We start from the raw sequence: 17,768 nt of genomic DNA on the forward strand, positions 1-17,768 counted from the left end.
GGAAACCGCGCAGGAGGAATGGTGCTGACCGCGTTCACTCGGGCGTTTCGAACACCCGACCTGCGCAAGAAGCTTCTCTTCACGCTGTTCATCATGGCGGTGTTCCGGCTGGGCTCTCAGCTGCCGGCACCGGGTGTGAACACCGGAGCCGTGCATCGCTGCATCGACACGGTGAGCAAGGGGGCCAACGCCAACGTCTATGGCCTGGTCAACCTGTTCAGCGGCGGCGCGCTGCTGAAGCTCTCGATCTTCGCCCTGGGCATCATGCCCTACATCACGGCGAGCATCATCCTGCAGCTGCTGACCGTGGTGATCCCGCGTCTGGAGGCACTCCGCAAGGAGGGCCAGGCCGGGACCACGAAGATCACCCAGTACACCCGTTATCTGACGATCGGGCTGGCGATCCTTCAGGGCACCGGCATCGTCGCCATGGCGAGCACCGGCAACCTGCTGCAGGGCTGCACCGAGGAACTGCTCTGGAACAAGGGCTGGTTCACCATCGTCACGATGGTCGTCACGATCACGGCGGGCACGTCGGTGATCATGTGGCTCGGCGAGCTGGTCACCGACCGGGGCATCGGCAACGGCATGTCGATCCTGATCTTCACCCAGGTCGTGGCGGTCTTCCCGTCCGAGTTCTGGAACATCTACAAGACCAAGGGCGGCTTCGTCTTCGCGATCGTGCTCGCCGTGGGCATCGCGATCGTCGCCGGCGTGGTTTTCGTCGAGCAGGCGCAGCGCCGCATCCCGGTGCAGTACGCCAAGCGGATGGTCGGCCGCCGGATGTACGGCGGCACCTCGACCTACATCCCGCTCAAGGTGAACCAGGCGGGTGTCATCCCCGTCATCTTCGCCTCGTCGCTGCTGTACCTTCCGCAGCTGATCGTGCAGATGTGGCACAGCTCGAACCCGATCGCCACGTTCATCTCCAAGTACCTGGTCAAGGGCGATCACCCGATCTACATGGCCCTGTACTTCCTGCTGATCATCTTCTTCACCTACTTCTACGTCGCGATCACGTTCAACCCGACCGAGGTCGCGGACAACATGAAGAAGTACGGTGGGTTCATTCCGGGCATCCGCCCGGGCCGGCCGACCGCCGAGTACCTCGACTACGTGCTCACGCGGATCACCGCGCCCGGTGCGCTCTACCTCGGACTGATCGCGCTGGTGCCGATGGTGGCGTTCGGCCTCATCGGAGCGAGCCAGAACTTCCCGTTCGGTGGCACCAGCATCCTGATCATGGTCGGCGTCGGGCTGGACACGGTGAAGCAGATCGAGAGCCAACTCCAGCAGCGTAACTACGAGGGCTTCCTGCGGTAGTGCGTATCGTGCTCGTGGGCCCCCCGGGAGCGGGCAAGGGGACTCAGGCCCAGTTCATCTCATCGCATCTGTCGGTCCCGAAGATCTCGACAGGTGACATCTTCCGCGCCAACGTGAGCGGCAACACGCCCCTCGGCCGCAAGGCCAAGGAGTACATGGACCGCGGTGACCTCGTCCCCGACGAGGTCACCATCGCGATGGTGCGCGACCGGCTCGCCGAAGAGGACGCGCAGGAAGGCTTCCTGCTCGACGGCTTCCCGCGCAACGTTCCGCAGGCGGAGACCCTCAAGAAGATCCTCTCCGAGATGGACCAGCGGCTCGACATCGTCCTCGAGCTCGTGGTCGAGAACGACGAGGTCGTACGGCGGCTGTCCGGCCGCCGTACCTGCCGTAAGTGCGGCCGGATCTGGCACGTGGCGTTCGACCCGCCGTCCAAGGAGGGCGTCTGCGACGTCTGCGGCGGCGAGCTGTTCCAGCGTGACGACGACCGCGAGGAGACCATCAGGCACCGCCTGGAGGTCTACCAGGAACAGACTGCGCCTCTCGCGTCGTTCTACGCCGATGAGGGCATCCTGGTCGGTATCGACGCGACAGGGCCCGTCGAAGAGGTCACCGAGAGGGCGCTCGGCGCGCTTCGCCCGTTCACCGACTGACCGCGGTGGGGGAGGCGCGGCCGGATACCCCCGGGCGCGCCCCGGAACTACCCTGCGGAGCATAAGAGTGTGGAAGAAGCGTAAGCCGGCCATTCAGATCAAGACGCCGGGCGAGCTGGACGTGATGCGTGAGGCGGGCCTCGTCGTCGCCCGTACGCTCGAGCGGCTCGTCGAGGCCGTCAAGCCCGGCATCACGACGGCGGACCTCGACGCCATCGCCGAGGAGTCGATCCGGTCCGCGGGTGCGACACCGTCCTTCAAGGGCTACCAGGGGTTCCCGGCCTGCATCTGCACCTCGGTCAACGAGGAGATCGTGCACGGCATCCCCGACCCGTCCAAGGTGCTCGCCGAGGGCGACGTCATCTCCATCGACTGCGGCGCGATCGTCGACGGCTGGCACGGCGACTCGGCCGTGACCGTGCCCGTCGGCGAGATCACGCCCGAGGAACGCAGGCTCCTGGAGGTCTGCGAGGAGTCGCTGTGGCGCGGCCTGGCGGCCGGGCGGGTCGACGGCCGGCTCAGCGACATCGGCAACGCCGTCGAGACGTACGTCCGCGGCCAGGGCGACTACGGCATCGTCGAGGAGTACGTAGGCCACGGCATCGGCACCGAGATGCACATGGACCCGGCGGTGCCCAACTACGGGCAGCCGGGCCGCGGGCCGCTCCTGGTCCCCGGCATGTGCTTCGCGGTCGAGCCGATGGTCAACCTGGGCACGGCCGAGACGCTCCTGCTCGAGGACGAGTGGACGGTCATCACCGCCGACGGCCGCCGCTCGGCGCACTTCGAGCATACCTTCGCCGTCACCGAGGACGGCCCGTGGGTCCTGACCGCCCTGGACGGCGGCCAGGAGCGCCTGAAGAGCGCCTGACCCTCGCCTGCCGCCGGCGTTGACACCGTGACGTCGACGACGCCCGAGGTGCCGCGTCGGGCACGCCCGATGTCCTCCTGACGCTTCGGCCTGGAGGGCGCCGGCGGCCTTGGTGGCGGTGGAAACGGGCGCGGCGCAGCGTAGCCTCTGGATTGTGGGAACTTGGGGGCTTCGGGAGAGGATCAACGATGGCGTTCAATCCTGAGATACGGGCCTCCGACGCGGATCGCGATCGGGTCGCGGCGGGGCTTCGGGAGCACTGTGCTCAGGGACGCATCGGCGTCGACGAGCTCAACGAGCGCCTCGACCTCGCCTACCGCGCGCGGACGCTCGGCGACCTGCAGAAGGTGACGAGCGACCTCCCCGAAGAGGACATGTACGAGCTTCCAGTGCCGGCGTACCGCCGCTCGACGCCGGCGCGCCGGCCATCGGGCGAGGTGTACCGGAAGGGCATGCGCGCGGGCTGGGCGTCGTACGCCTCGATCAACCTGGTCTGCATCGTGATCTGGCTGCTCACCGCCGTGTCCTCGGGTTCCTGGTACCCCTGGTGGATCTGGGTCGCCGGCCCCTGGGGCGCGCTGCTGCTGGCCGGTCAGCTCTTCGGATCCCACGAAGAACGCCGCTGACCCGCGGCGCATCGCCGGGGGTCAGTCGATGAGCGCACGGTGTCGGGGGACGACTCCGGAGGCGTGCAGGTAGGACGGGCGGGCGACCTCCATCGCTGTGGCCGCGTCGAGGAACCCACGGTCACGGGCGGCGGCGTCGAGCCCATCCCCATCCTCCGCCGCCACACGCCACCGGTCGGCGATGTGAGCGCGCAGCAGGTCCTTGCGGAGGAGATGGACGGCCCGATGCGGTGCCGTCGCCGCCACGGCGCCGTTGAGGCTCCAGGCGGCCGTCACCGCCGCTCCCCTGGGAGACCGAGAGCGTCGTTCCCAGCGGGCGGACCGCCATCACGACCGGTGCCGATGACGTCCAGGCCGGTGACATCGGCGAGCCGGGTGATGCCGTAGTCCCTCAGCAGCGGCCGGATCGACTCAAAGGTCTCCTCCGGTGTCCGAATGCGATGGGAGCGGACTAACGGGCGAGCAGGGGGACGAGCACGCGGGCGTTCGGGCCGCCCCAGCCGGTGACCTGGTCGTAGCCAGGTGCCGCTGGGTAGCCGGTGATGGTCTTGTCGGAGACGGTCACGGTGTTGTTTCCCGTGGTCACGTCGTGGAAGGCCGTCCGGGAGCTGCGGCCGATGCGGTAGAGGGCCGGGTTGACGAAGCCCAGGTCGTGTCCGGCGGACTGGTCGGCCAGGGCGACCAGGCCCGCCCAGAGCGGGGTGCTGGCGCTGGTGCCGCTGGCTCCGCGGACGGTGTACTTCTGGTCGCCCTCGCTGATGACCATCGCCATTCCGGTGCTGGGAGCGGCGTCGGCGGCCACGTCGGGCACCGCGCGGGCCGTACCGGAAACGCCTTTCTGGTAGGCGGGCCGGGAGTACAGGTGGCTGAACCCGCCGCCGGTTCCCTGGGAGTGCGACGGGACGCTCCACGTGGTCTCGCCGATGTACGCGCCGGTCTTGTGGTCGGCCGTGAGGATCGTTCCCCCGGCGGCGAGCACGAGCGGGTCCGAAGCCGGTGCGCTGACCTCCTTGACCGGGACCCAAGGGTCCTGGGGCGTGGAGCCGGGGCAGGGCCTGCTCACGGCGCCGGTGTCGCCCGAGCCGGCGACGACCGTGACGTGGCGGTCCCGGGCCGCCCGCAGCACCCCGTGCTGCCGTGCGACCTGAGCGCGGGTGAGGCAGTGCTCGCCCCAACCGGCGCTGATCGAGATCACGTCACCTTGAGAGAGGCCGCGCCGCAGCGCTCCGGTCAGCGCGGCCATGGCACTGGCCGGACTGCTGAGGGCCGTCGGCTCGACCAGGACCACGCGGATGGTCGCGGCGGGGGCGACCGCGTGCAGGATCTGCACGTCTTGCACTTCCTCCGCGGTGGCCAGCCAGGGCGAGACCTTCCCGGCGAGGGTGGCGTCGACCTTGAGCCGCACGGCGGGCAGGCCGAACAGGCCGTCGAACGTCTTCATGTCCTGGCGGATGTCGCTGACCTTCGGCGGGGCCGGCTGCTCGGCGGCGAGTGCGGGGACCACGATGGTCCGGCCGCGGCCGTCGATCCCACGGTCCAGCAACGGCTGGATGCCGTACGCCGCCCGGAGCTGTTGGGGCGTATAGCAGGTGGTCAGGGAATCGCAGGCCGTCGCCACATCGTCGGGTGGACTGGCCGATACGGGTCGGGCGGCGCCTGCGGATCCGCACCCGGCCGCGACGGTGAGCAGCACCGCCGCGGCGAGGCCCGTCGCGACCCGTGTCCGCGGATGCGGTGAGACGCCCGGACGGACGCCGATTCGGACGATCACTTTTTCTCCTTGCCAGGGCATGCCGACAGAGCTCGTGATGCTCAAGGGGTGGGTTTCGGGCGTCAGGCGCTACGGCGGCTCAGCAGCCGGACCGAGACGCCGAGAAGTACGGCGGCGAGGCCGATGAACAGTGCGGCCTCGATGATCTGGAAGGTCCAGAACCGGTTCGCGGGCTGGTAGACGACCCTGAGGTGCAGTCCGAGCCCGCTCAGGTCGGCGTTGCCGCTGAGGGCTCGCCGGCCGATCTGGTCCTGGACGGCGTCGGAGATGGGATGGCCGGTCTTGTCGACGAGTTCCCTGTCGAGGATCCAGCCCGGCGTGCCCGGCGTGTTGGGCACGGCCATCGGGCCGATGCTGCCCCAGTGGCCGGTCGGAGGGAGTAGGCGGGCCGCCGGCGCCTGGTACCGCTGCCGCAGCCAGAACTCGACCGGAAGACGTACCGCCATGAAGGCGGCGAACGCCGCGGCGATCGCCGGGACGGTGCGGCGGAACAGCAGCCCGGCCAGGACGCCCGCCGCGAAGGCGAAGAGGGTGTATCCGGTGAGGGAGAGCCCCTCGAGATCGAATGCCCCTGGCGAGAACCTGCCGGACACGTCGTCGATCGGGCCGCGGAACCAGGCGAAGACGGCGCTGAGGCTCGCGCAGATCACCACGATCCCGAGACCGACCAGCAGGATCTTCATGGTCAGCCAGCGGGTTCGGGGTACGGCCTGGGTCCAGGCCAGCCGCCAGGTGCCGTGCTCGTACTCGCGGCCGAGCAGTCCCGCGCCGACGATCGCGCCGATCAGGCCGGGTATCGGGGTGAACCAGGTCAGCAGGTGGTTGGCGACGCCGTTGAACTGGTCCATGAACGCGGACATGGCCGACTGGCAGGACTCGCCGTCGGTGCCCTGAGCCAGGCACGGTCCGATGCCGTGCTGCGCGTAGGCGTCCCGGATCGCGTGGCCGTACGGCAGGAAGACCAGGGCGGTCAGGCCGATCAGCGCCAGGCCGGCGAGCGCCTGGGCGCGGTGCTGCCGCCAGGTGAGCCAGATCATCGGGCGCTCTCCGTCGGTTGCTCGAGGTAGGCGAGGATGAGCTCTTCCAGCCCGACCGGGTGAGATCGCCACGTCGGGTGCAGTTCGGGCCCGTCGGGCCCGGTGCGGACCAGCAGATCGGTGTGGCGGTCGCTGTGCGTGACCCGTACGAGCCCGGGGACCGGCGGCTCGTCGTCGGTACGGGGCCCGGTGAGCATCCGGTGGCCGGCCAGTACGTCCTCGATCTCACCGGCGATCTGGAGCCGGCCGCCCTTGAGGAGCACCAGCCAGTCACAGACCGGCTCCAGGTCGGCGATCACGTGCGAGGACAGCAGGACGGTGATCTCGTCTTCGGCGACGGCGGCCATCACCGTGCGCATGAAGTCGCGGCGCGCGATCGGATCCAGGTTGGCCAGCGGCTCGTCCAGCACCAGCAGTGCGGGGCGCTTGGCCAGGGCCAGCGCCAGCGCGACCTGGGCCTGCTGGCCGCCGGACAGTGTTCCGGCGCGCTTGGCCAGGGGGATCCCGAGCTCCTCCAGCCGCCGTTCGGCCAGCGGCTGATCCCAGCGCAGGTTGAGCGAGCGGCCCATCCGCAGCAGGTCGGCGACCGAGAAGGCCGGATAGAGCGGATGTTCCTGGGCGACGAAGCCGACACGGGCCAGCGCCTCGGCCGAGCCGGCGCGGGCGTCCTGCCCGAAGACCTCGACGGTGCCCTCGGTCGGGCGGAGCAGGCCGGTGACCAGCTGCAGGAGGGTGGTCTTGCCGGCGCCGTTCGGGCCGACCAAGGCGATCACCGCCCCGGCGGGCAGCCGCACGGAGCAGTCCCGCAGCGCCCACGTCCGGCCGTACCGCATGCCCAGCCCCTTGGTCTCCAGCGCCGGGTTCATGCCACCCCCTCGGCGCGCAGCTCGTTGCGGATGGTGGCGAACATGGCCGTGACCGTCTCGTCGTCCAGTCCGGCGGCATAGGCGTCGCGGACCCACTGCTCGAGCGAGCGCCGCAACCGGGCGTACGGCCCTGGGGCGACGGGCTCGATGGAGGCGGTGATGAAGGTGCCCTGCCCCGGCCGGGCGGTCACCATCCCCTCGTTCTCCAGCTGGCGGTAGGCCTTCACCACCGTGTTCGGATTGATCGCCAAGGAGGCGACCACCTCCTTCACGGTCGGCAGCTGGTCTCCGGTCCGCAGGTAACCCAGCAACAGGGCCTGGCGCACCTGGTGGACGATCTGCAGGTAGGGCGGGACGCCGCTGGATCCGTCCAATCGGAACTGGAACACCCTTCATCCCCTTCTTCTATGATGTTAGTAGAACGGTAGTGATCGCTCTGGTGCGGCGTCAAGGCGAGCTGCAAGTTGGTGGTTCGTGCCGGAATGAAGCGACCCGTCCGTGGGTTGGGGCAGGAGGAGTTACGCCTCCGACACGGAGTCTGGACGCGGATTTCGTATTCCGTGGGCGTGTGACGTAGACTCTTTTGTCGGTCCCGTGTTGGCTCATGCCCGCATGCCTCTGTCGCGTGCCGGGTGCTCCACGGAGGCCGTTCTCCTGACGAACCGATCAGTGAAGCGCGGAGGACATGCCCAAAAAAGAAGGGGCCATCGAGATCGAAGGCACCGTCGTCGAGTCGCTCCCGAACGCCATGTTCCGGGTAGAGCTCGACAACGGGCACAAGGTGCTCGCCCACATCAGCGGAAAGATGCGGATGCACTACATCCGTATCCTGCCCGATGACCGCGTCGTCGTGGAGCTGAGCCCCTACGACCTCACGCGCGGTCGGATCGTCTACCGCTACAAGTAACCCACCCACTGGGGTTGCCTTCCCCGCGTATAGTCGGTTGGTGAGCGGCTTCGGCAGTGATGCCGTCGCGGCTCGCCGGCGGACTCGGCAGCGCGGGGGTGACCCTGCATGAGGAGACCCAGTGAAGGTCAAGCCGAGCGTCAAGAAGATCTGCAGCAAGTGCCGCATCATCCGTCGGCACGGCCGGGTCATGGTTATCTGCGATGACCCGCGCCACAAGCAGCGTCAAGGCTGACAACAGAAGCACGCCGCGCCATCCACATGACGTGACATGGCGCGGCCGTACATATTCCGACGTTCCGCGGCTCCGCTCAAGGAGCAACCCCCGGTCGGAGGCCGGGGCCTCACCCGGGCAGGGGTGGGGATGCGGTGCGCAGACCTCCGTGAAACAGAAGGGAACTGCCCGAGATGGCACGCCTCCTCGGCGTCGACCTCCCGCGCGACAAGCGCCTCGAGGTCGCTCTCACCTACATCTTCGGCATCGGCCGCACCCGCGCGCTCGAGACGCTGAAGGAAACCGGCATCAGCGGTGACCGTCGGGTCCACGAGCTCGGTGACGACGAGCTGATCCAGCTCCGTGACTGGATCGAGGCCAACTACCGGATCGAGGGCGACCTGCGCCGCGAGATCCAGGCCGACATCCGTCGCAAGATCGAGATCGGCTGTTACCAGGGCATCCGGCACCGCCGTGGCCTGCCGGTGCACGGTCAGCGGACGCAGACCAACGCGCGTACGCGCAAGGGCAAGAAGAAGACGGTCGCCGGCAAGAAGAAGGCCGGCAAGAAGTAGTAGTCCTCGGCCCCTCGCCCGGGGCCGACGGATCGACGACCTCCAGGAGACTTGAGAGCAGATGCCGCCAAAGAGCCGCCAAGGCGCCAAGAAGGTGCGCCGCAAGGAAAAGAAGAACGTCGCTCACGGGCACGCCCACATCAAGAGCACGTTCAACAACACGATCGTCACGATCACGGACCCCGTGGGCGCCGTGATCTCTTGGGCCAGCGCCGGCCACGTGGGCTTCAAGGGCTCGCGTAAGTCGACGCCGTTCGCCGCTCAGATGGCCGCCGAGGCCGCCGCGCGCCGCGCCATGGAGCACGGCATGCGCAAGGTCGACGTCTTCGTGAAGGGCCCGGGCTCGGGCCGCGAGACCGCGATCCGGTCGCTGCAGGCGACCGGCCTCGAGGTCGGTTCCATCCAGGACGTCACCCCGGTGCCGCACAACGGCTGCCGTCCGCCGAAGCGCCGCCGCGTCTGAGTTAGGGAAGAAGAGAGATGGCTCGATACACCGGCGCCGACTGCAAGCTGTGCCGCCGCGAGAAGATGAAGCTGTTCCTCAAGGGCAGCAAGTGCGAGGGCCCGAAGTGCCCGATCGAGATCCGGCCGTACCCGCCGGGTGAGCACGGTCGTGGCCGTCCCAAGGAGAGCGAGCACATGCTCCAGCTCCGGGAGAAGCAGAAGGCCCGTCGCATTTACGGCGTCCTCGAGGCGCAGTTCGTCAACTACTACAAGGAGGCGAACCGCCGGACGGGCAAGACGGGTGACAACCTGCTGAGCCTGCTCGAGCGCCGCCTCGACAACGTGGTCTACCGCGCGGGCTTCGCCAAGAGCCGCGACATGGCCCGTCAGCTGGTCAAGCACGGCCACTTCACGGTCAACGGCCGGAAGGTCGACATCCCGTCGTTCCGCGTGAGCGAGCGCGACATCATCGAGGTGCGCCAGAAGTCCCTCGAGGACACCCCGTTCGTGGTGGCCCGGGCCGAGGTCGGCGAGCGTCAGGTCCCGGCCTGGCTCGAGGTCGTCCCCGACCGGATGCGCATCCTCGTGCACTCCATGCCGGTCCGTCAGCACATCGACGCGCCGGTCCAGGAGCAGCTCATCGTCGAGTGGTACGCCAAGCGCTGACCACTCGTGCGGGCGCACGCCTCCTGGCGTGCGCCCCGCAGTGCGAGATCGCGGCAGTCAAATAGCGGGCGCCGCGGGAAGGAAGTAAGAAATGCTCATCGCACAGCGACCGACCCTCACCGAGGAGCAGGTCGACGAGTTCCGATCGCGGTTCACGATCGAGCCGCTGGAGCCGGGCTTCGGCTACACCATCGGCAACTCGCTCCGCCGTACGCTCCTGTCCTCGATCCCGGGTGCCGCGGTCACGAGCATCCGCATCGAGGGCGTCCTGCACGAGTTCTCCACGATCCCGGGGGTCAAGGAGGATGTCACCGACATCATCCTGAACCTCAAGGAGCTCGTCGTCTCCTCCGAGCACGACGAGCCGGTCGTGATGTACCTCCGCAAGCAGGGGCCCGGTGAGGTCACCGCCGCCGACATCGCGCCGCCGGCCGGTGTCGAGGTGCACAACCCCGAGCTGCACATCGCCACGCTGAACAACAAGGCGAAGCTGGAGATGGAGCTCACCGTGGAGCGTGGCCGTGGCTACGTCTCCGCCGCCCAGAACAAGCAGCCGGGTCAGGAGATCGGCCGGATTCCGATCGACTCGATCTACTCCCCGGTGCTGAAGGTCACCTACAAGGTCGAGGCGACGCGTGTCGAGCAGCGCACCGACTTCGACCGGCTGATCGTCGACGTCGAGACCAAGCCCGCGATGCTGCCGCGCGACGCGGTGGCGAGCGCCGGCAAGACCCTGGTCGAGCTGTTCGGCCTGGCCCGGGAGCTCAACGTCGAGGCCGAGGGCATCGACATGGGCCCGTCCCCGACGGACGCCGCGCTCGCGGCGGACCTGGCGCTGCCGATCGAGGAGCTCAACCTCACGGTCCGGTCCTACAACTGCCTCAAGCGCGAGGGCATCCACACCGTGGGTGAGCTCGTGGCCCGCAGCGAGCAGGACCTCCTCGACATCCGCAACTTCGGCGCCAAGTCGATCGAAGAGGTCAAGCAGAAGCTCAACGACATGGGCCTTACGCTCAAGGACTCCCCGCCCGGGTTCGACCCGACGGCGGCGGCGGACGCCTACGGCGACGAGGACCAGAGCTACGCGGAGACCGAGCAGTACTAGATCGGTCGCGGGCGGCCTGTGGGCCGCCCGCGGTCACCGACACTCGGCGGGGCACGCGGCCTCGCCGGACCGACACCGGTACCTCGTACGGCCGGTGCGGGTTGAAACAAGGAGAGGGATTCATGCCCACGCCCACCAAGGGCCCTCGTCTCGGCGGCAGCCCGTCGCACCAGCGGCTGATCCTGGCGAACCTCGCCACGGCCCTGTTCGAGCACGGTCGCATCACGACGACCGAGGCCAAGGCCCGGCGGCTGCGTCCGCTGGCGGAGAAGCTGATCACCAAGGCGAAGCGGGGTGACCTCGCGGCGCGGCGTCAGGTCCTCACCGTCGTGCAGGACAAGGGCGTCGTCCACACGCTCTTCACCGAGATCGGCCCGCGGTTCGAGAACCGCCCGGGCGGTTACACGCGGATCACCAAGCTCGGCCCGCGCAAGGGCGACAACGCCCCGATGGCGCTGATCGAGCTGGTGGAGGAGGCCGCGCCGTCCGCGGTGACGACCCGGACGACGGCCGCTCCGGCCACGGAGGCCCCGGCGCCCGCCGCCGAGGAGACCGAGGAGACCCCGGCAGCGGCGGCCGAGGAGCCGGCGGCGGAGGCTTCGGCGGACGAGGCCGACGAGAAGAAGTAGCTCGACGTTTACGACGACGCCCGCCGTGCCCCTACGGGACGGCGGGCTCGTTGTTTGAAAGACTTGTGCTTCGACCTGCTCTTCCGCCGACGGCGGGAGGCTCGAACATTCATGAAGGGGAAGCCGGGGGACCGCGAGCCGCGGATGGCCGCGGCTCAACGGCGTCCACGGCTCGCTCACGGTAACAGAAGGGGGGCGGCGGCGTTCCCGGTTCGGCGCTTGACCGAAGGCCGGACGCCGCGATCCCGATGACCGCTCTGGTACGTCTCCGGCTCGACCTCGCCTACGACGGGGCGGGCTTCGCCGGCTGGGCGCGTCAGCCCGGGCGACGGACCGTGCAGGGCGTCATCGAGGACGCCCTGGGGCGGGTGCTGCGGCTCGACCCGCCGCCGGTGCTGACGGTCGCGGGCCGTACGGACGCCGGGGTCCACGCGCACGGCCAGGTGGCGCACGTCGTCGTTCCGGTCGCCGCCTACGCGCAGGTCAACGGCACGCTGCCGCGACGCATGGCGGGTGTGCTCCCGCCCGACGTCCGGATCTGGCGCATCGAGCAGGCGCCGGAGGGCTTTGACGCGCGGTTCTCCGCGCTGGCGCGCCGGTACGCCTACCGCGTCTGCGACAACCCGGTCGGCGTGAACCCGCTGCGGCGTCACGAGGTGCTCTGGCACCCGCGCCCCCTCGACCTGGACCGGATGAACGCCGCGAGCGCCCTGCTGCTGGGCGAGAACGACTTCGCCGCGTACTGCCGCAGGCGCGAGGGCGCGACGACGATCCGGCGGCTGGTGCGCTACGACTGGGAGCGCGAGTCGGCCGACGTCGCCGTCGCGACCGTCGTCGCCGACGCGTTCTGCCACTCCATGGTCCGGGCCATCGTCGGCGCGCTGCTGGCCGTCGGCGACCGCCGCAGGCCGGTCGAGTGGCCGGCGGAGGTGCTGGCCGCGGGCGTCCGCGACTCCGCGGTCCAGGTGCTCCCGCCGCATGGCCTGTCGCTGGAGGAGGTCACCTACCCGGAGGCCGGGCTGCTGGCCAGCCGGGCCCAGGAGACCCGCAGGGTCCGGGTCCTCGGCGTGACAACGGCGGAGGAGCGCCAGGCCGGCTGACCCGGGGCGAATGACGACGCCGGGCGTGCACACGCGGCGTCGTCGTGATGGCCGGTGTACTCAGGCCAGTCGTCGTGATGGCCGGTGCACTCAGACCAAGCGTCGTGATGGCCGGTGTACTCAGGCCAAGTGAGCCGTCGGTCGTTCCGGCGCCGTACGGGCCGGCGCGCCGCCTGCCCGTCCCGCTCAGTCGCCCTTCTGGCGAGCCTCGATCGGCTTGATCGTCGTGTCGCGGAAGCCCGTGCTGACGTCCTTGAGGGTCTTGTCGTCCGGCTTCGGCTTGTGCGCGTCGGCGTACATGGCGTACGCGTAGATGATGTAGCGGCCGCGCTGCATGCTCACCGGGTATCCGCCACCCTGGTCGATCTTGGGGGCGTCGGTCGCCTTCATGCCGCGGAACCACTCGTAGTGCGCCATGTCCTGGGCCTTCATCGCGGACGCGGCGGCGGCGTCCGTCGGCATCGCCGCGATGCCGGTGGTCACGGCGATCTTCTTGTCGTCGGAGACGAAGGTCGCCCGGACGACCCTGCGGCAGTGCTGACGGGTCAGCTCTTGGCTGAACGCTCCGTTGGCGGTCAGGTCGCACTGGTTGTTGGGCACGGTCTTCATCAGGACGAAGGTGTGCCCGGCCACCTTGATCTTGGTATTGGGGAAGACCTCGTTGACGCTCAGGGGCTGGGGATCCTTCTTCTCGTCCCTGATGTCGATGGGGGTCGGCTTGGGTTTGGGCTTGGGCTTCTCGGACGTCTTGGCGGGCGTCGGAGAGGTCACGACGGGCGTGGGCGTCGGCTGTGTGGCATGCGTCGGCGGGGCGGCCGTGTGCTTCTTCGGCGCGTCGTCGGACATCGTCGTGTAGGCGAGGACACCGCTCGCCCCGAGCAGGAGCGCCGCCAAGGCACCGCCGCCGATGAGGACCGCCCCGGGCACACCGGCGACGCCCCGCCCCGACCAGCGGGGCCGGCGGGGTCCGTGCGGCCCGCGGGGCCCGCCGGGCTCTCCGGAGCCGATCTGAGGCGTCGGCCGCGTGGCGTCCATCTCGGGCTCGGGCTCCGGCGCCGTGTCCTCGTCCGGGACCGTCCCTGGCGGGAGGATCGCGTCGGGGGTGAGCGGAGGGGTGGTGCTCTCCGCCGCGGACAGCGGCGGTTCGCCGTCGCGGCGCGCCACCGACATGCTCGGCTCCGGCTCCAGCACGTCCGTCACGGTCTTCTCGGCCGCGTCAGCGGCCGTGTCCGCGAACGGGGACGGGGATGCCGCCCCGGCGGCCTGGCCGGACGGAGCGGAGCCGTACGGGGTCGCGAAGGACACGGTCGTGTGTGCGTCCGGATCGGGAGGGAAATGCCCGGGGCGCGGGGGTGGCGCGGTCATGCTCTCCTCGACGTCGGGCGTCGGGGGCGGTCCGGTAGGGGCCGGGTCGCCCGGCGGCGCTTCGGCGGTCTGGGGGGTGACGAGGGGGGCCTCGTCCGGGACGCCGCCGCCGCCCGACCCCGGCGGTGCCGGGGGCGGCGGATACGGCGGCGGAGGCTCCGGCCCTTCCTTTTCGGACGGTACGAAACTCTCGTCACGGCCAGACATGGGTCACTAGATTATTAGCGAATGGCGTTCATTATGCCGGTTTGCCAACCATTGACCGATAGTTCAGGGCTGGTCGCAGATTGCTACCTACTGTCGCATTCTGTACAAACGCGGTGACGCCGGAGTAATCGCTAGTGGCGATCTTCTTTCCGTCCGGGTACTGCACCCAGCTCATGATCAGATAATGGCCCTCGGGATCGGCGGTCGTGAGCGACAGGCCCTTACCGATCTTGCTGGTGCTCCCCGCACCCGGCAGCGGCACGATATACGCGTCCTTTGGGCGGGACGCCTTCTGTGCGGCGCTGGCCACGCTGTCCGTCTTGAGGTTGAGCACGCCGATGGTGCCGATGAACTTGCCGTTGCTGAACGTCGCCCGCAGCACCTGGGTGCAGCCCGCCCGCTTGATGGCCTTGGTGAAGGTCGTGCCGTTCACGCCCTTCGCGCAGTTGGTGTCCGCGCGGCGGGTCGTCAGCACGTAGTTGCGGCCGCCCAACTTGAACGTCTTGTTCTTGAAGACCTCGCTCAGCGTCAGCGGCTTCGGGTCGGTCGCCCGGCTCGCGAGCCGCTCACCCTTTCCGGTCTCGGTCGTCGAGGGCGTCGGGTTCGCCGTCGGCGACTGCTTCGGGGCGGCGGCCGCCTTGCTGGTCGTCGCGGAGGGGTTCGGCTTGTCGTCACCGCCGCCGCCGGACAGCGCCAGGGCCGTTCCACCGCCGAGGACCACGACACCGGCGACGACGGCGGCACCGATGATCAGGGGCTTCTTGCCGGAGCCGGACCGCTCCTCGCCGCCGGGGGCGAAGGACGCCGCGTCCTCGCCGTACCCGCCCGGGACGTCGCCGTACCGGCTGGGGCCTCCAGGGGGCCCGTAGCCGCCCGCTCCACCCCCGTACGGGCCTGCCGCGGAGTTGTTGTCCCAGCCACCGGCCTCCTGGCCGTAGGACCGTGTCTCCTGGTCGGGTCCGCTCGGCTGCTGAGCGCCGTAGGGGGAGGCCTGGTCGTACGAGGGCGGGCCGCCGTACTGGTTCGCGGGCTCCTCGTTCTGGCGAGCGCCGGTGCCGTACGGGCGATCGAATAGAGAGCCGCTGCCGGTGGCCTGGTCCTCGGCCGGGCCGTACTGCGACTGCGGCGGCTGCGGGGGGCCCCAGCCGCCGGGTTGCTGTTTATCACCCGGAAAAGCCATGAAGGCGACCCTACCTGGTCGAATGCGTGATCAGACGCTCACTGATAGCCGAAGTCCTGCGTCCACCAAGGGCCGCCAGAGCCGTATGCGACGCCGATTCCGACGGCCTTGAGCTTGCAGTTAAGGATGTTCGCCCGATGCCCCGGACTGTTCATCCACCCTTGGAGAACGGCCGCCGCGGTCGGGTAACCCTTCGCGATGTTCTCTGCGCCGGGAGTCGTGTACCCGGCCGCCTTGATGCGGTCCCAGGGGCTCCGCCCGTCCGGCGAGTTGTGGTCGAAGTAATTTCGGTCACGCATGTCCGCGGAGTGCAGCCGGGCCGCGGTCCGCAGCTGCGTGTCCACCCGCAGGGCCGTGCAGCCGTGCTGGGCGCGCTGGACGTTGGTGAGGCGGACGGCCTCGCTCTCCGCGCGGGCGGCGGCCGATGTCCCTCCGCTCGCGGGCGGGGCGGCGGCCTTGGCCGAGCGGGTGGCGTGCGGAGTGGCGCTGTGCGAGGGCGACTTCCGCTTCTTGGCCGGGCTCTTGGACCGGCGGGGCGTCGCGGACGGGCTCGCGCTGGGGGTGGAAGGGTGGACCGCCGCGCCCTGGGGGCTGGGGGGAACGACGAGGTCGCGAGCGGGGCTGGTGGCCGGCGACGGAGACTGCCGCTGCGCGGCGCTCCAGAGAGACCGGGCGGCGAAGCCGCCCGAGACGAAGACCGCGATCGCCAGCAACACGAATGCCTGGACGCGGCGTTTCACGCGCTTCGCGGACAGGGGATCCTCCTGGGGGCTGCGGAGGACCAGCACTATATGCCTGCGAAGCGCACCAAGTCCGACGTTCTCGGATACTCCCAGGTATATGGTGTCCAAGAGGGACAGCCGTACGATCGTCGCATCTGACGACGGAAGGACGGCGCACAGCACTCGGGAAGGGCGGCTCGCGGCGCTCGCTTTGCCCGTTGGCGTGTGGGCCGGTATTCTGCTAGTTCGTTGTGTGCGTCAGCGTGCCCGTGATCGGGTCGCTCGACCCACCGGGCCTGCGGCGGCAGAGGCCGTCCGGCGGACCCAGTCTCTGTTGTCAGACCACGAAACGAAGGCTTACGACCGTGCGCACCTACACCCCTAAGCCCGCTGACGTTCAGCGTCAGTGGCACGTCATCGACGCGACCGATGTCGTGCTGGGTCGGCTCGCCAGCCAGGTCGCGACACTGCTGCGGGGTAAGCACAAGCCGATCTACGCCCCGCACCTCGACACGGGTGACTTCGTCATCATCATCAACGCCGACAAGGTGGCGCTGTCGGGCAAGAAGCTCGAGCAGAAGAAGGCCTACCGTCACTCGGGCTACCCGGGCGGTCTGCGTTCCATCGGCTACGGCGAGCTGATGAAGAAGAACCCCGAGCGTGCGGTGGAAAAGGCGATCAAGGGCATGCTTCCCAAGAACTCGCTGGGCCGCAAGATGGCCAGCAAGGTGAAGGTCTACGCCGGCCCGAACCACCCGCACCAGGCGCAGCAGCCGGTTCCCTACGACATCAAGCAGATCGCGCAGTAACGCGCGGCATCGAAAGAGATCTGAGGAGTACCGTGGCCGAGCCCACCGGTGTCGAGACGCCCCTTGAGGGCGCCGAGTTCGAAGAGTACGTGGGGGACTACACCTCCGAGTCCGCGGAGGTCGTCGCCGAAGACGCTCCTCGCCCGGTGCTGACCGGCCCGGCCGCCGGCACCGGCCGCCGCAAGGAGGCCATCGCGCGCGTCCGCATCGTCCCGGGCTCCGGCAAGTGGACGATCAACGGCCGTTCCCTGGACACGTACTTCCCCAACAAGGTCCACCAGCAGGTCGTGAACGAGCCGTTCGTGACCCTCGGCCTTGAGGACCAGTTCGACGTCATCGCCCGCGTCGGCGGCGGCGGCGTCACCGGCCAGGCCGGCGCGCTGCGGCTGGGCATCGCCCGCGCGCTGCAGCTGGTCGACCCCGACAACCGCCCGGCCCTGAAGAAGGCCGGCTTCCTCACCCGTGACGCGCGGGCGAAGGAGCGGAAGAAGTACGGCCTCAAGAAGGCCCGTAAGGCTCCGCAGTACAGCAAGCGTTGATCCTGCCTGTCCGCCGCTCCGTCGGTTCCGCCCGTGTGGCGGCCCGGGTCGGCGGACAGGATCTCGGCGGTCCCGCCACGCGGCGGGGCCGCTGATCGCTTTTCTTCCGCGGTCGCGTCTCGGCGAGCGGATCGGGGCGCGGCCAGTCCGTGCTTTCGA

General features: G+C 69.4%; 22 protein-coding genes. 14 read left to right on the forward strand and 8 right to left on the reverse strand.

Annotation, left to right across the window (positions count from 1 at the left end; translation table 11 throughout):
* Nucleotides 1-21 precede the first annotated feature (21 nt).
* From secY to ACYVF7_RS06725, 4 genes are all read left to right on the forward strand, one after another.
* On the forward strand, nucleotides 22-1,323 hold the full coding sequence (gene secY, locus ACYVF7_RS06710; RefSeq protein ID WP_460357807.1) for a preprotein translocase subunit SecY: 1,302 nt from the start codon (nucleotides 22-24) through the stop codon (nucleotides 1,321-1,323).
* Nucleotides 1,323-1,976: an adenylate kinase gene (locus tag ACYVF7_RS06715; protein ID WP_460336450.1), complete on the forward strand. Its 654-nt coding sequence runs from the start codon at nucleotides 1,323-1,325 to the stop codon at nucleotides 1,974-1,976. Before secY ends, ACYVF7_RS06715 begins: the two co-directional genes overlap by 1 nt.
* A 67-nt stretch (nucleotides 1,977-2,043) precedes the next feature.
* Entirely contained in the window at nucleotides 2,044-2,847 is an 804-nt protein-coding gene (gene map / locus ACYVF7_RS06720; protein WP_460336453.1) for a type I methionyl aminopeptidase, read from the forward strand.
* A 188-nt stretch (nucleotides 2,848-3,035) separates the two neighbouring features.
* The gene (locus tag ACYVF7_RS06725; RefSeq protein WP_460336456.1) at nucleotides 3,036-3,473 is read left to right on the forward strand and encodes a DUF1707 domain-containing protein; all 438 of its coding nucleotides are present in this window, start codon (nucleotides 3,036-3,038) and stop codon (nucleotides 3,471-3,473) included.
* 21 nt (nucleotides 3,474-3,494) lie between these two features.
* On the opposite strand, the gene ACYVF7_RS06730 is transcribed toward ACYVF7_RS06725, so the two are convergent.
* From ACYVF7_RS06730 to ACYVF7_RS06750, 5 genes are all read right to left on the reverse strand, one after another.
* Nucleotides 3,495-3,749 carry a hypothetical protein gene (locus tag ACYVF7_RS06730; protein WP_460336459.1) on the reverse strand — a complete coding sequence of 85 codons (255 nt, stop codon included), beginning with the start codon at nucleotides 3,747-3,749 and terminating at the stop codon, nucleotides 3,495-3,497.
* Between the two features lie 175 nt (nucleotides 3,750-3,924).
* Entirely contained in the window at nucleotides 3,925-5,244 is a 1,320-nt protein-coding gene (locus ACYVF7_RS06735) for a S53 family peptidase (protein ID WP_460336462.1), read from the reverse strand.
* Between the two features lie 62 nt (nucleotides 5,245-5,306).
* Nucleotides 5,307-6,281, reverse strand: a complete 975-nt coding sequence (locus tag ACYVF7_RS06740) for an ABC transporter permease subunit (protein WP_460336465.1) — start codon at nucleotides 6,279-6,281, stop codon at nucleotides 5,307-5,309.
* Nucleotides 6,278-7,147, reverse strand: a complete 870-nt coding sequence (locus ACYVF7_RS06745) for an ABC transporter ATP-binding protein (protein ID WP_460336468.1) — start codon at nucleotides 7,145-7,147, stop codon at nucleotides 6,278-6,280. The genes ACYVF7_RS06740 and ACYVF7_RS06745 overlap by 4 nt, the downstream gene beginning before the upstream one ends.
* Nucleotides 7,144-7,536, reverse strand: a complete 393-nt coding sequence (locus tag ACYVF7_RS06750) for a GntR family transcriptional regulator (RefSeq protein ID WP_252840843.1) — start codon at nucleotides 7,534-7,536, stop codon at nucleotides 7,144-7,146. Before ACYVF7_RS06750 ends, ACYVF7_RS06745 begins: the two co-directional genes overlap by 4 nt.
* Before the next feature lie 296 nt (nucleotides 7,537-7,832).
* On the opposite strand from ACYVF7_RS06750, the gene infA reads away from it, so the two are divergent.
* The 8 genes from infA (at nucleotide 7,833) to truA (ending at nucleotide 12,787) form a co-directional block, all read left to right on the forward strand.
* Nucleotides 7,833-8,054, forward strand: a complete 222-nt coding sequence (gene infA, locus ACYVF7_RS06755; RefSeq protein WP_067912209.1) for a translation initiation factor IF-1 — start codon at nucleotides 7,833-7,835, stop codon at nucleotides 8,052-8,054.
* Between the two features lie 121 nt (nucleotides 8,055-8,175).
* On the forward strand, nucleotides 8,176-8,289 hold the full coding sequence (gene rpmJ, locus ACYVF7_RS06760) for a 50S ribosomal protein L36 (RefSeq protein ID WP_252780562.1): 114 nt from the start codon (nucleotides 8,176-8,178) through the stop codon (nucleotides 8,287-8,289).
* Nucleotides 8,290-8,462: 173 nt separating this feature from the next.
* Nucleotides 8,463-8,843, forward strand: a complete 381-nt coding sequence (gene rpsM / locus ACYVF7_RS06765; protein WP_252780566.1) for a 30S ribosomal protein S13 — start codon at nucleotides 8,463-8,465, stop codon at nucleotides 8,841-8,843.
* Nucleotides 8,844-8,904: 61 nt separating this feature from the next.
* Complete coding sequence (gene rpsK / locus ACYVF7_RS06770; RefSeq protein ID WP_460336475.1) at nucleotides 8,905-9,306, forward strand: 30S ribosomal protein S11; 402 nt, start codon at nucleotides 8,905-8,907, stop codon at nucleotides 9,304-9,306.
* 17 nt (nucleotides 9,307-9,323) lie between these two features.
* Nucleotides 9,324-9,953 carry a 30S ribosomal protein S4 gene (gene rpsD / locus ACYVF7_RS06775; RefSeq protein WP_360894464.1) on the forward strand — a complete coding sequence of 210 codons (630 nt, stop codon included), beginning with the start codon at nucleotides 9,324-9,326 and terminating at the stop codon, nucleotides 9,951-9,953.
* Between the two features lie 91 nt (nucleotides 9,954-10,044).
* Nucleotides 10,045-11,058 carry a DNA-directed RNA polymerase subunit alpha gene (locus ACYVF7_RS06780; protein ID WP_252780730.1) on the forward strand — a complete coding sequence of 338 codons (1,014 nt, stop codon included), beginning with the start codon at nucleotides 10,045-10,047 and terminating at the stop codon, nucleotides 11,056-11,058.
* A 122-nt stretch (nucleotides 11,059-11,180) separates the two neighbouring features.
* Nucleotides 11,181-11,687 (forward strand): 50S ribosomal protein L17, encoded by a 507-nt coding sequence (gene rplQ / locus ACYVF7_RS06785; protein ID WP_460336480.1) that lies wholly within the window; start codon nucleotides 11,181-11,183, stop codon nucleotides 11,685-11,687.
* Between the two features lie 248 nt (nucleotides 11,688-11,935).
* On the forward strand, nucleotides 11,936-12,787 hold the full coding sequence (gene truA, locus ACYVF7_RS06790; RefSeq protein WP_460336483.1) for a tRNA pseudouridine(38-40) synthase TruA: 852 nt from the start codon (nucleotides 11,936-11,938) through the stop codon (nucleotides 12,785-12,787).
* Nucleotides 12,788-12,973: 186 nt separating this feature from the next.
* Here truA and ACYVF7_RS06795 read toward each other — a convergent pair whose 3' ends face one another.
* From ACYVF7_RS06795 to ACYVF7_RS06805, 3 genes are all read right to left on the reverse strand, one after another.
* Nucleotides 12,974-14,152 carry a hypothetical protein gene (locus ACYVF7_RS06795; RefSeq protein WP_460336486.1) on the reverse strand — a complete coding sequence of 393 codons (1,179 nt, stop codon included), beginning with the start codon at nucleotides 14,150-14,152 and terminating at the stop codon, nucleotides 12,974-12,976.
* A 238-nt stretch (nucleotides 14,153-14,390) separates the two neighbouring features.
* Complete coding sequence (locus tag ACYVF7_RS06800; protein ID WP_460336489.1) at nucleotides 14,391-15,539, reverse strand: hypothetical protein; 1,149 nt, start codon at nucleotides 15,537-15,539, stop codon at nucleotides 14,391-14,393.
* Between the two features lie 38 nt (nucleotides 15,540-15,577).
* Nucleotides 15,578-16,279: a CAP domain-containing protein gene (locus ACYVF7_RS06805; RefSeq protein ID WP_460336492.1), complete on the reverse strand. Its 702-nt coding sequence runs from the start codon at nucleotides 16,277-16,279 to the stop codon at nucleotides 15,578-15,580.
* A gap of 347 nt (nucleotides 16,280-16,626) precedes the next feature.
* On the opposite strand from ACYVF7_RS06805, the gene rplM reads away from it, so the two are divergent.
* Nucleotides 16,627-17,070 carry a 50S ribosomal protein L13 gene (gene rplM / locus ACYVF7_RS06810; protein WP_460336501.1) on the forward strand — a complete coding sequence of 148 codons (444 nt, stop codon included), beginning with the start codon at nucleotides 16,627-16,629 and terminating at the stop codon, nucleotides 17,068-17,070.
* A gap of 32 nt (nucleotides 17,071-17,102) precedes the next feature.
* Nucleotides 17,103-17,609 (forward strand): 30S ribosomal protein S9, encoded by a 507-nt coding sequence (gene rpsI / locus ACYVF7_RS06815; protein ID WP_460336504.1) that lies wholly within the window; start codon nucleotides 17,103-17,105, stop codon nucleotides 17,607-17,609.
* Nucleotides 17,610-17,768: the final 159 nt, after the last annotated feature.

It is taken from the genome of Actinoallomurus acanthiterrae (assembly GCF_054775715.1).

Coding starts and splice junctions, on each gene's coding strand:
- ACYVF7_RS06740 (WP_460336465.1), bottom strand. CDS start 6,281: ATGATCTGGCTCACCTGGCGGCAGCACCGCGCCCAGGCGCTCGCCGGC.
- ACYVF7_RS06795 (WP_460336486.1), bottom strand. CDS start 14,152: ATGACCGCGCCACCCCCGCGCCCCGGGCATTTCCCTCCCGATCCGGAC.
- ACYVF7_RS06745 (WP_460336468.1), bottom strand. CDS start 7,147: ATGAACCCGGCGCTGGAGACCAAGGGGCTGGGCATGCGGTACGGCCGG.
- infA (WP_067912209.1), top strand. CDS start 7,833: ATGCCCAAAAAAGAAGGGGCCATCGAGATCGAAGGCACCGTCGTCGAG.
- ACYVF7_RS06800 (WP_460336489.1), bottom strand. CDS start 15,539: ATGGCTTTTCCGGGTGATAAACAGCAACCCGGCGGCTGGGGCCCCCCG.
- ACYVF7_RS06725 (WP_460336456.1), top strand. CDS start 3,036: ATGGCGTTCAATCCTGAGATACGGGCCTCCGACGCGGATCGCGATCGG.
- rpsM (WP_252780566.1), top strand. CDS start 8,463: ATGGCACGCCTCCTCGGCGTCGACCTCCCGCGCGACAAGCGCCTCGAG.
- rpsD (WP_360894464.1), top strand. CDS start 9,324: ATGGCTCGATACACCGGCGCCGACTGCAAGCTGTGCCGCCGCGAGAAG.
- rpsK (WP_460336475.1), top strand. CDS start 8,905: ATGCCGCCAAAGAGCCGCCAAGGCGCCAAGAAGGTGCGCCGCAAGGAA.
- ACYVF7_RS06780 (WP_252780730.1), top strand. CDS start 10,045: ATGCTCATCGCACAGCGACCGACCCTCACCGAGGAGCAGGTCGACGAG.
- rplQ (WP_460336480.1), top strand. CDS start 11,181: ATGCCCACGCCCACCAAGGGCCCTCGTCTCGGCGGCAGCCCGTCGCAC.
- truA (WP_460336483.1), top strand. CDS start 11,936: ATGACCGCTCTGGTACGTCTCCGGCTCGACCTCGCCTACGACGGGGCG.